At 61.6% G+C, this 11230-nt stretch carries 9 protein-coding genes and 1 pseudogene; 3 read left to right on the forward strand and 7 right to left on the reverse strand.

The window, feature by feature from the left end; all coding sequences use genetic code 11:
• Window positions 1–316 precede the first annotated feature (316 nt).
• From I6F28_RS34905 to pseG, 6 genes are all read right to left on the reverse strand, one after another.
• Window positions 317–1192 (reverse strand): hypothetical protein, encoded by an 876-nt coding sequence (locus I6F28_RS34905; protein WP_225143474.1) that lies wholly within the window; start codon window positions 1190–1192, stop codon window positions 317–319.
• Between the two features lie 153 nt (window positions 1193–1345).
• The gene (locus I6F28_RS34910; RefSeq protein ID WP_225143476.1) at window positions 1346–2854 is read right to left on the reverse strand and encodes a lipopolysaccharide biosynthesis protein; all 1509 of its coding nucleotides are present in this window, start codon (window positions 2852–2854) and stop codon (window positions 1346–1348) included.
• 3 nt (window positions 2855–2857) lie between these two features.
• Window positions 2858–4252, reverse strand: coding sequence for a surface carbohydrate biosynthesis protein (locus I6F28_RS34915; RefSeq protein WP_225143478.1), 1395 nt, complete (start codon window positions 4250–4252; stop codon window positions 2858–2860).
• Window positions 4245–5354: a pseudaminic acid synthase gene (gene pseI, locus I6F28_RS34920; RefSeq protein ID WP_225143480.1), complete on the reverse strand. Its 1110-nt coding sequence runs from the start codon at window positions 5352–5354 to the stop codon at window positions 4245–4247. The genes I6F28_RS34915 and pseI overlap by 8 nt, the downstream gene beginning before the upstream one ends.
• On the reverse strand, window positions 5347–5997 hold the full coding sequence (locus tag I6F28_RS34925; RefSeq protein ID WP_225143491.1) for a formyltransferase family protein: 651 nt from the start codon (window positions 5995–5997) through the stop codon (window positions 5347–5349). Before I6F28_RS34925 ends, pseI begins: the two co-directional genes overlap by 8 nt.
• 138 nt (window positions 5998–6135) lie before the next feature.
• Window positions 6136–7227, reverse strand: a complete 1092-nt coding sequence (gene pseG / locus I6F28_RS34930) for a UDP-2,4-diacetamido-2,4,6-trideoxy-beta-L-altropyranose hydrolase (RefSeq protein WP_225143482.1) — start codon at window positions 7225–7227, stop codon at window positions 6136–6138.
• Window positions 7228–7386: 159 nt separating this feature from the next.
• Here pseG and I6F28_RS34935 point away from each other — a divergent pair, with 159 nt between their 5' ends.
• The 3 genes from I6F28_RS34935 (at window position 7387) to I6F28_RS34945 (ending at window position 10667) form a co-directional block, all read left to right on the forward strand.
• Window positions 7387–8787 (forward strand): capsular polysaccharide export protein, LipB/KpsS family, encoded by a 1401-nt coding sequence (locus I6F28_RS34935; protein ID WP_225143484.1) that lies wholly within the window; start codon window positions 7387–7389, stop codon window positions 8785–8787.
• Window positions 8788–8798: 11 nt separating this feature from the next.
• On the forward strand, window positions 8799–9548 hold the full coding sequence (locus I6F28_RS34940; RefSeq protein WP_225143487.1) for a glycosyltransferase family 2 protein: 750 nt from the start codon (window positions 8799–8801) through the stop codon (window positions 9546–9548).
• Between the two features lie 156 nt (window positions 9549–9704).
• The gene (locus I6F28_RS34945) at window positions 9705–10667 is read left to right on the forward strand and encodes a UDP-glucuronic acid decarboxylase family protein (RefSeq protein WP_036007439.1); all 963 of its coding nucleotides are present in this window, start codon (window positions 9705–9707) and stop codon (window positions 10665–10667) included.
• A 132-nt stretch (window positions 10668–10799) separates the two neighbouring features.
• On the opposite strand, the pseudogene I6F28_RS34950 reads toward I6F28_RS34945, so the two are convergent.
• Window positions 10800–11230, reverse strand: a pseudogene (locus I6F28_RS34950) (hypothetical protein); the annotation flags it as partial.

Genomic DNA, 11230 nt, shown 5'->3' on the forward strand with positions numbered 1-11230 from the left:
CGAAATCCGGACGATTTGGCCGTCGACCTTAGCGAGACGCGACGCCTCGTTATGGCCGACCAGAAAATCCTCAAGTGAGCGTTCGCGCAGCCAGGCACGCTCGGACAGAATGCGGCCCCATTCCCCCGAATTGTATTCGGCGTCAACGATGTCGTGCGTCCGCCTAACGTTCTTGAATGCGATCCGACGAAGGCTGCGCGCGATATCGACGGCATAGGCTCTAGACAGCTCCAGCCGTGAAGCAGGCTTCAAATCAGGCGTAAACGTCACCAAACGCCCTTTCAGAGATCGGTCATGAGATCGGAGTGCCTATCCATCACAGGCCCAGCAGAAGCTTTTCGAAGCCCGTCGTATTCTGCGTGGCAAAGAATGGTCGGTTCTTGGCACCGGGGAACATCCGCGGAAAGGAGAAGAATGTCGCGGTGTACAGCAGCCGTCCATGCCCCGGCCCCATTCGGCTCCCCATGTGCAGGCATCTCGTCGTGTCGACCATGAAGGATGAAAGCCGCGGCGCCCTCATCACCTTGATGTCCTCGCGCGGTACCTTGTTGAACACCTGCTCGTCAGGGAAGTGGCTCCCCAGAAGCGGATAGCCGAACTTGTCCGTCGACTGCTTTGGAAGGAAGGTGAACGGACCGTCGGCATCGTCTTCGACGTCGGTCAGATAGCTGAAGAACTTGATCACCCTCACGTCGTCATGATCACGATGCCAAAGCTGCGAGGAGGCCAGGCTCTCACCGGTGTAACGGGAGTAAGACAACAGCACGTAGTCGAGCCAGGGGACCTCACCGAGCGCCGTCGAGACAACGTTGACGATCGACTTCTGCATGGCATAGCGGACGAAGATGTTGTCCGCGCTGAGCTGACCGTTCTGCATCTCGGCATCGAGCAGGCGTACCCAGAATTTCTTCCAGGTCGAACTCTGCTTGGCCTCCAGCCCCTCGATGTCCTTGAGCCTCACCTTGCCTGCGTCGGCGAACGCCTGCTGGATCGAGGGGTCCATCAGCTCGGTGACCACCGCATAACCGTCCCGGTTCAAGTCCTCGGCCTTGGCTTTCTCCTGTGCCGACACGGTCAGGAGCTCGGCCTGGCGACGCCGCTCCTGTTTCTCGCTTAGGTGCCATGTGCTGACGCCCGTCTTGACCGCCCAACGGAGCGGCGAACGGTTCACGTGCCAAAGCGCCCTGGACATCAATCCCATTTTTGCCGCCCCTGCCCCTGCCGGATCTCGAACTCGCGCTGTTCCCAATGGGCTCAGTCAGCCATTTTGGCCTTAGCAAATCCGCCAAACGCGAGCAACCGCAGAGTGTCGACCGGGAACTTCACGCCAGGGGCTCCGGACGCATCAGCGCGGCGTCAACGCCCGGGCAAATTTGCCGACCATTGCCCGATCGCTGCGGGACAGTATCAGGCCGATGCTCAACGCCCATGCGGCAATGCACGCGAGCCCCCCTACAAGGGTCAGAGCCAGCAAGGTCGGCGGTGCGGCGTACATCTTGTAGCCGACTGCCATCGCCGCCAGGATCGCCGCCACCAACACGTGTCTGCCTAGTTGCTGCCAGAACAGCGAGTTCGGCAGACTCATGAACGACAGCATGCGATGGGCTACGATCGGCGCAAATAGGACGTAAGATATTGCCCAACCGAGAAGAAATGCGCGCTCGCGCAACCAAGCCGCGGCGAGCGCCGTGACGATGTATTGAGTTAGCACCTGCAAGTAGAGGAGATGCGTATTGGTGCGGAGAAAATCCGACCGCACCATCAGCGCTGTCTGGCCCGCCCCCAACATGACGGTTACGGCAGGAACGAACAGCGCCAAGGCAAGCCATGGCCATTGATCCGCATGCTGCGGGCCGACCCACACCCTCAATATGTCCTCGGAGAATAGCGCAATGACAACGAGGATCGGGACAATGATCGCGGCCGGCAGAACCAGACCATTCCGCCCCAGCAATTGCAGCCGCCGAACGTCCGTTTTCTCGTCCAGATGGGTGGAGATCGGAAGAATCGCCGAGTAAAGAGGGCTCATCGTCGTCTTCAGAAACCGCGGAAGCCGCGTAAGCAGGTCAAAGGTCCCGACCTCGACGGGGCCATACAGCGCGCCAATCATCAGCGGAATGAGGGTTTGCTGTAGTGCGCCCGCTATCCTGTTATTGAACATGAGCCAACAGCGATAAACGACATCGCGCCGGCTCGCAGGCGTCCAGAAACGGAAGCGCAATGGAGTGCCGCGTGCCGCAAGGTAGACCACAAACGCCAGCACGAAGTATTTTGCGGCCAGGGCGCCGAGATACGCATAGGCAATCCACTCGAACGCAGCCTTTTGCCAGAAGGCGAGATAGATCGAGCCAACGTAGAGAACGCTGCTTCCGACTTCCGTCAGTCGAAGCCAGCTGTATTCCTCGAAGCCTTTGAGCGCCCCCTCGACGATCAATCCGACGAAGGCGATCGGCAGGACGAGCGCGGTGATCCGGAGGATCGAGACGAACGCCTGAGCCTGTTCGGGAGCCACCCTGAACAGGAGAGCAAGGCCGGGTGCGGCAAGCCAGAGCACGATACTCGAGACGAGGCCGGCGAACACCGCGATTGCAGTCAGGAGCGATATCTTTTCGCCGGCCGCCGCCCAATCCCCGAGCCGCCCGCGAGCGATTGCCTGGGTCGCGATCTCCGATACACCGAAATCGATCAGAACGAGAAATCCGCTCGGAAGAAATCCGCGCACCAGGACGATCAGACCGAGCACGGCCAAACCGTAGGACTTCGCGATCAATCCGACCGCAAACAGGCCCAGCACGCCAGCGAGACCGTAGGCGACGGCGGAGATCGCTGTGTTATGCACAAAGCGGCGCAGCACGGGTCAGTTCAATTCCGCGAGCTGCACGCTCGCTCCGCTCATCATGCGCTTCACATGGACGTTCGCGGCCGGCCGCCCAACAAAGCGCCTGCCGTCGACAGAGGCTTCATCGAGACGCCTCAATATCGAATTCACGGTCTCGATGCCGAACGCCTTGCCATTTCGGCGACGCTCGTTCTCGGCGGAGCTGTAAGCACGACGCAGCAACGAACTTGTCTTGTGGCCCAGACTTCGACGAACCGCAGCAGCGGCCATTCCGCGCACGGAAGGCCGCACCGACGCAGGCGTCGACGCCTCCTCGCGCCGGGCGGAAATTGTCGCGAGCACCACCTCGGACACGCGAGCAGAACTCGCGCCATCCACGGCGGTATAGAGCTCGCTGAGAATTTCGCGGCGAAAAGTCGCGGTCTCGGCGGGCAGCGGCGGCATCCGGTCTTCGAGACCCTGCCGGACCAGCTCGATCATTTCGGCCTCCCCGGCCGCACCTCGACTGACCCGGGTCGCCGCATCGAGACGCAGAGCCGGAGTGTTGAACCACTCCATGCTCAAGGGCTCGACGTTCAGCATGGTGGCCTCGATCGCGGTGGAGCAATTCTGATGAACCAGCAGGCGCGCACCGCTGATCCATTCGAGCGACGTTCCGCTCTGAATGACCTTTGCGTTCGGCAGAGCCGCGAACGCATCATACGAGCCGATGTTCTCGAATGGGTGCGGCCGCAGCACGAACTGTACGTCGGAAAAATGCTGCGCGAGCTTGATCGCCATTTCCAGAGTGCTGCGATAGGCATGAGCGCCATCGGCGATGAACTGCCGGGCGAATTCGCGCTCGAAGCCCGCCTTGACCATCGACTCCTCCTCATGAGAGGTGCTGCCGGAGAAGCGCGGATTCACGGTCGGGAAGTTCGTATTGATCAGAACGTAGCCCGAGCCAATGGACGGCTTCGGCAACGCCGCGCGCCAGGGAGGCGCGCAGAAATCATATCGCGGACAACCGGTGGCGTGCAGGCGATCGGCCGCGACCGTATCCTGCCGGAGGAACGCCGCGTACTGCGCGTGCCCCCAGACGCAGTAGAGATCGACCAGCTCGGGGCAGCCCGCACTCTTCACCATACTTGCAAACTGGTCCGCGTTCTTGCCGCCAATTCCCTCCGTATCGAGAACCCCGACGAGGATTCCGGCGCTCTTGTAGGACTTGATCAGGTCAGCATTGTTGGGACGCGTGTAGTTCACCAGCACGAGATCAGGCCGCAAGGCCGGGACGTCAAATCCCTGCTCGTACATGGGCACCAGCGTGGCCTGCACGCCGCGTGCCGACAGCTGCCGCGCGAGCAGCACCAGTCCCTCGAGATCGCGAAGCGGGTTGTCGACGACCAGACAGACATGCGGCTGATCAGCCACGGGCGCCCCTCGCCACGCCTTGTGGCGTCGGGACCGGATCGTTTGCAGACGAGAGCAGATCCCAACTCATCGGGGTTCCTCGCCGAACCGCGCGCCCTACGCGCTTGCCAAGCAACGTCTCGAAATATTTCGGCGGCAAGCCAAGTCCGGGCCGGATGATGCGGAGGTTCTGCTCGCTGAGCACGTCGCCGGGGGCGAGATCCTCCGCCACATACAGCGACCGGCGGAACACCAGTGACTTGCTCTCCTTTTCGGTCAAGCCATAGTAGACTTGGCCGAGGGCGAGCCAGGCGCGCTTGGTCTCGACCACGAGGGCCGCCATCTCCTCCGGCTCCATCGAAAAGGTCGAATCGACGCCGCCGTCGGCGCGGGCAAGCGTGAAATGCTTCTCGATCACGGTCGCACCGAGCCCAACACTTGCGACCGACGCGCCGATGCCGAACGTGTGGTCCGACAGCCCGACTTCGCAGCCGAACAGCGAGCGCATATGGGGGATCGTCAGCAGATTGGTGTCAGAGGGCGTCGCCGGATAGGTGCTGGTGCATTTCAGCAGGACGAGTTGCTTGCAGCCCGCCGCCCTGGCCGCCCTCACCGTCTCGTCGATATCGGCCACCGTGGCCATGCCCGTCGAGATGATCATGGGTTTGCCAGTGGCTGCAACCCTGCGAATGAGCGGCAGATCGGTGTTCTCGAACGAGGCGATCTTGTAACAGGCGACATCGAGGCCTTCGAGAAAATCGACCGCGCTCGCATCGAACGGGGTCGAGAACGGAATCATGCCGAGTGAGCGCGCACGCTCGAAGATGGGTCCATGCCATTCCCAGGGCGTGTAGGCCTGTTGATAAAGCTCGTGCAGGGAACGACCTTTCCACAGGCTATCGGGATCATCGATGAAAAATTCGTCGCGCGCGAGCGCAAGCGTCATCGTGTCCGCCGTATAGGTCTGTAGCTTGAGCGCGTGAGCGCCTGCCTTGGCCGCGGCCTCGACGATCGCCAACGCGCGCTCGAGCGACTGATTGTGGTTGCCCGACATCTCCGCAATGATGAACGGCTCGTGCGACTGGCCGATCGCGCGCCCGGAGATGGTTATCGTGTCAGCCATCGTTTGCTCCAACCTTTTCAAGGCGCACCAGATAACGGTGACCGCGGAAATCGAAGAACGCTGGAAAACGCTCAGGATCCGCCACCCGCAGAAGCTCGAATTGCTGAGCCAATGGCCGGGCCGGGTCCAGCCTCGAATCCTCCGGCGAACGCCGTGGATAATAGGTCGGCGCGCGCCCATCCTGAGCAACCGGCGCCTTTCGCCCGATGCTCGCCACAGCCTCGTTCATGAGATCGATCTCGATCGCAAACAGCTTCGCATTGATCTCGTCGAACAATTCATGGCCTTCGAGGATCAGGTGACGTTGGGCCCAGATAGCGCCTGTGTCCACCTGGTCCTCCGCCTCAAGCAATGAAACAACGATGTCATTCTTCCCCTCGAGGATCTGCCAGATGTGGGGCGACCATCCGCGCCCCTGCGGAAGGTCGCTCGCATGAATTACGAGGCTCTTGCCGTAGCGTGCGCGATCGCCCGCCGAAATGATCTCGTGGCACGAGATCAGGAACAGAATGTCCCCGCCCGAGAGTTCAACCTTTCTTCGCACGAGTTCGACCTCGTGCGTTGCACCGGTAACCTGCGCCCAATGCTGCAGGTGCGGGTAGACCGGATGCGACGCGCTGGAGCAGAGGATTGAAATCTTCATCTTCAACCGACGGACCGAACAGCGGGATTCCCAAGTTTCGCCTTGCGTTTAGCACGAAAGTCCGGCTTGGCCACCAGCTGGCCGCACCCGCTCCGGAATTTTTGGAGACGTGGCAGGATTTGGACCCAAATCAACGGCCTAGTCGCACATCCGGGCCACGACCCGGTTCCTCCCTTCGCCGTCCACCAGCCCAAAGGCGGCCTCGCCCATGGTCCTGACCCGAGGTGCACTATCGAATAGCGAAAGAAGGCCTTCCGCGACCATCTCAACCGTGACCTCAGTCGCGGAACCGAGATACAGCGCAGCTCCCGCATCGGCCAGGGCCGTCAGCGCGCCGACCTGGTTGTCGGCGATATCGACCACCACGGCAGGCAGGCCCAGGCAACAGCGCTCCCAGCTCATCACGCCGCCGGCCCCAATCGAAAGATCGGCCCTCCGCATCAGCTCGGCGATATTGTTAGCCCCCCGATAGACCCGCATGCCCGACAACCCGCTGCACAAGCGCTCGATCGAGTCCGTATGGGGATTGCTCAGCCCCAAGACGACATCGACCTCTACTGAAGGTATCTGAAGGCTCGCAATTGCTCGCACGGCTTTTGCCGTTTCATTGGTAGGATCGGAGCCGCCATAGCAGACCAGAATGCGGCCAATCTGTCCGCTGCGGCTTGGCAACATGCGACGCTGTTGCGCGAAATCGGGGCGAAGCAGGGCGTATCGCGGTCCAAGCAGTTTCACACAGGATTTAGGCACTTGGTCGCGATAGCGCGCGTGCATCTCTCGAACGAGATTCTGGTCGAGGAGAATGTCGCAATCGTGCTGGCGATCGGCCAGATCGTCGATCGCAAGAATTCTCAGACCGTCGCGCCGACATGCGTTTTCCCAGTGAGAATCGAGAGCATAGTGGTCGACAATGAGCCAATCAGCCGCGCCGATCTGGTCCATGGCCTCAGAGGTCTGCCTCGCGTCCTGTCGCCATGTTATCGGCAGCCAATGCGCATACATGCCCGCTCCGGTCATCTCGAGAGGGTTCCCGGCCGGCGGATCCGGCAATAGCCGTATATCGTGTCCGTTTTCTTCGACCAAAGCCATGACACCCGCGGCGTTGCTGCGCAGGAGAAAGCACGACTTCGCTCCCCTTTCGGCAAGCGCATTCGCCAACGTGAGGCATCGGGTGAGGTGCCCCAAACCCATCTGGACCGATGCATCAACGCGAAAGACGACTCGCTGCATGCTGTTCGTGAACCCGACCAACGACGTTGTTCTGCCCGCGATCGTAGCTGATGAGACCGTCGGCTACCACAATCAGGGACCGGAACTCACTTCAATCCATCCTTGAGCTATCGCGCAAGCTTCTATATGCGGAAACTTCAATCAAGCGTACTGCAGACCATGAGCTCCTCCAAGACGATCCTGATCACGACGCTCGCCGAATACCAGACCCGGTTCTGGATTCCGGTCGCGCAGCGTCTGCGCGCGACAGGCCATGACGTGGAGCTGCTTGCCTTCGACGATCGCAGCGCCGAGATGTCGGCGGCGGCGGGCGTGCCGGTCACAAACATGTATCGCGAAGGCCTCGAGGCCGGCCCCTCGCCCGACGATCGCGGCGCCTTCGATACGCGCGTCGCATCTTACGGGTTGGACGGAACGAACTTCCTGTTCAGCCATGAGCGCTTCACCTTCGGGATCCGCGATAGCGCCGCCTTGCGCCGCCGCTTCATGATCTACGCCAACGCGATGGAGACGGTGCTCGACCGGCTGGAGCGGCAAGGCAAGCACGCGGAGCTGGTGCAGGAGCTCGGCGGCTTTCTCTCGGTGATCGCGAGCTTCTACGCCGCAAGGCGCCGCAACATCCGCAACTGGTTCATCGAGCCGTCGTTCTTTCGCGGCCGCATGTATTTCACGCCCGACACGCTCGGCGCGCCCGACGTGATGCCGACGCCGGCGGACACGGTGTCATCCGAGGTCCGCGCCTATCTCGACGACACGCTGACGCAGCGCGCGATCGTCATTCCCAAGAAGGACCAGCATCATTATTCGGCGGCCTTCAAGAAGGTCGTCAATTTGCGCAACGCCAATCGTCTCGTCGAAAAGCTCTGGGACCAGTTCGCGCTCGGCAAGCACCAGGAATTCGGGCACAATCTGCGTCACGCTCAGGTGCATGCCGCGATGGCGCTTAACGCGACGCGGTTGCGCAAGCTCTACCAGCCGCTTCCCGAAACGCCCTTCGTCTACTATCCGTTCCACGTTCCGGCAGATATGGCGCTGACGCTTCGCTCGCCGGACTATCTCGACCAGGTTGCGACCGTCGACTTCCTGCTGCGCACGATCCCGGATTCGCATGTGCTGGTGGTGAAGGAGCATCCTGCCCAGATCGGGGCAATCTCGGCCGCCCGCCTGTTCGAGCTCGCGCGCCGGTTCGACAATTTCGTGCTGTTGCCGCCGCAGACCAACAATTACACGGTGCTCGATCGCGCCGCTGCCGTCGTCTCCGTCAACAGCAAGTCGGGCGCCGAAGCGCTGCTGCTCGGCAAGCCGGTGGTGGTGATGGGCGACGCATTCTACCGCTCCTGTCCGCTGGTCTATGCGGTCGATCGTCTGGCCGACGTACCCGCGCGGTTGCGCGCGGCGCTCGCCGCCGGGCCGTTCGATCCCGCCAAGGGCGCGCCCTATTTCGAGTCGGCCTGGCGACGGTCTTATCCGGGCGAGCTCTATGTCAGCGACACCAAGCTGCTCGACACCTTTGCGGCCTCCTTGCGTGCCGCAATCGCCGCGCCTGACCGCGCGAACTGAACGGACCCGTCATGCCGCTCGTTTCGATCATCACTCCATCCTGGAACGTCGAAGGCCTGATCGAGGAGACGATCCGCTCGGTGCAGAGCCAGACATTCACAGATTGGGAGCTCTTGATCGCCGACGACTGCTCGACGGACAAGACCCCGCAAATCATCGCCGGCATCGGCGAGCGCGATCCGCGCGTCAAGCTGATCCGGCAGGCGAAGAATGGCGGCCCGGCGCTGGCGCGACAGGCCGCGATCGACCAGGCGAAGGGCCGCTATCTCGCCTTCCTCGACAGCGACGATCTGTGGCTGCCCGAGAAGCTCGAGCGGCAGCTCGCCTTCGCAAAGGCAAAGCAGGCCGCACTCAGCTACACCGCCTTTCGCCGCATCAACGACACCAACACGGTGACTGGCCGGCTGATCGAGGTGCCGGCCTCGCTCGCCTATGGGCAGCTCCTGAAGAACACTGCGATCGCGACGCTGACCGCGATGGTCGACCGCGAGATCGCAGGTCCCGTCGCTATGAACAACGAGGGCTACGACGATTTCTGCCTGTGGCTCTCGATCCTCAAGCGCGGCCATACCGCACACGGCCTCAACGAGGATCTGGCCCGTTACCGGGTCAGAGGCTCCTCGGTCTCCAGTCGTCCGCTGCGCTCGGCCAAATGGGTCTGGCAGATCTATCGCAACGTCGAGCAGCTCTCCTTGCCCCGGTCCGCCTGGTGCTTTGCCCATTGGGGGGCGCGGGCCTGGCTGAAACGGCGGGAATTCTAGAGGTATGGCGGGACCCGGCTGGAAAGAAATGCCAAAACAACCCCATGCACAGTAGAGGTACTATAACACCTCCATCCCAACCCATTTGGCTATTGGCGAGTCCGGCCGTTGCCGATACCACTCAGCCTGCTCCCCGCGGACAATCTGGAACCGATCATGCCGTTTGAAAACTACAGGAACAGCCGCATCCTCGTGACCGGGGGCGCCGGGTTCATCGGTTCGCACCTCTGCGAGCGGCTGCTGGATGCCGGCGCCGAGGTGGTGTCCGCGGACAATTATTTCACCGGCAGCCGACGCAACATCGCCCATCTGATCGCAAATCCGCTGTTCGAGGCGGTCCGGCACGACGTCACCTTCCCGCTCTACATCGAGGTCGATGCGATCTTCAACCTGGCCTGTCCGGCCTCACCGATCCACTATCAGCGCGATCCCGTGCAGACCACCAAGACCTCGGTGCACGGCGCCATCAACATGCTGGGACTCGCCAAGCGCCTCAAGGCGCGCATCTTCCAGGCTTCGACCAGCGAGGTCTATGGCGATCCGCTGATCCACCCGCAGACCGAGGATTACTGGGGCAACGTCAACCCGATCGGCATCCGTTCCTGCTACGACGAGGGCAAGCGCTGCGCCGAAACGCTGTTCTTCGACTACTGGCGCCAGCACAGCCTGCCGATCAAGGTCGCGCGCATCTTCAACACCTACGGCCCGCGCATGCAGCCAAATGACGGTCGCGTGGTCTCGTCCTTCATCGTCCAGGCGCTGAAGGGCGAGCCGATCAGCGTGTTCGGCGACGGCGGCCAGACCCGCTCGTTCTGCTATGTCGACGATCTCGTCGAGGCCATCATGCGGTTGATGGTGACTGGGGAAGACGTCACCGGCCCGATCAATCTCGGCAACAATTCCGAGTTCACGATCCGCGAGCTCGCCGAAAAGGTCATCGAGCTCACCGGCTCGCGCTCCAAGCTCGAGTTCAAGCCGCTGCCGCAGGACGACCCGCGTCAGCGCCAGCCCGACCTCGCCAAGGCGAAGGCCGTGCTGAACTGGGAGCCGAAGGTTGCGCTCGAAGACGGGCTGAAGGAGACGATCGCCTACTTCAAGCACTCGCTGGAAATCGCCTGATTGGATGCACGGCTAGACGATGGCTTACCGTTGGAAGCCGGGATGCCACCGGCTAAGCAACGCATTTTCCCAGTTATGATTCCTCGCCAACTGCCTCGAATCGAGCAGCGCTCGGCAGTTGCACTGTTCAGCCTAGTGAAACAGGAAGGCTCGCGACAGAAGCTCGGTAATGTGGGATAGGCCTGAAGAATCAATAGGCGAGAAGGCCGAATCAGTGCGCTGGTCTTCCCCGAATCCATAATCGAACGAGAACGCTTGCGTATCCAACAGAAATTCAGTCCGCAGGAGGTGGCTCCAAATATCCGGCAAGCCGCCGTTGATTGAACCAGTGGGCTCGAACTCAGGTTGGAAAACGAAACCTTCGTTGCGCCGCAGGAGAGACTCTGTTGCAGATGACGCGTCGGCGCTAGCAGCCGACGAAGGAACTCCAACGGAGCCATCGCCATTGAGATCCTGTTGGAAGGTGGTCTCGAGCGACCGAAATGATGCATTCGTCCCCGTCACCTCGGGAACGATACTGCCCGTATAGTTGCCGTTGCTGTCCGTGCTCCAGACCGTGTAAT

Origin of the sequence: Bradyrhizobium sp. NBAIM14, assembly GCF_020193895.1 — a bacterium.
GTDB lineage: Bacteria > Pseudomonadota > Alphaproteobacteria > Rhizobiales > Xanthobacteraceae > Bradyrhizobium > Bradyrhizobium yuanmingense.

What these genes read in the sequence shown, in the direction of transcription:
- I6F28_RS34925 (WP_225143491.1), bottom strand. Translation starts at nt 5,997, where the DNA reads ATGAAGATTTCAATCCTCTGCTCCAGCGCGTCGCATCCGGTCTACCCG.
- I6F28_RS34905 (WP_225143474.1), bottom strand. Translation starts at nt 1,192, where the DNA reads ATGTCCAGGGCGCTTTGGCACGTGAACCGTTCGCCGCTCCGTTGGGCG.
- I6F28_RS34945 (WP_036007439.1), top strand. Translation starts at nt 9,705, where the DNA reads ATGCCGTTTGAAAACTACAGGAACAGCCGCATCCTCGTGACCGGGGGC.
- I6F28_RS34935 (WP_225143484.1), top strand. Translation starts at nt 7,387, where the DNA reads ATGAGCTCCTCCAAGACGATCCTGATCACGACGCTCGCCGAATACCAG.
- pseG (WP_225143482.1), bottom strand. Translation starts at nt 7,227, where the DNA reads ATGCAGCGAGTCGTCTTTCGCGTTGATGCATCGGTCCAGATGGGTTTG.
- pseI (WP_225143480.1), bottom strand. Translation starts at nt 5,354, where the DNA reads ATGGCTGACACGATAACCATCTCCGGGCGCGCGATCGGCCAGTCGCAC.
- I6F28_RS34940 (WP_225143487.1), top strand. Translation starts at nt 8,799, where the DNA reads ATGCCGCTCGTTTCGATCATCACTCCATCCTGGAACGTCGAAGGCCTG.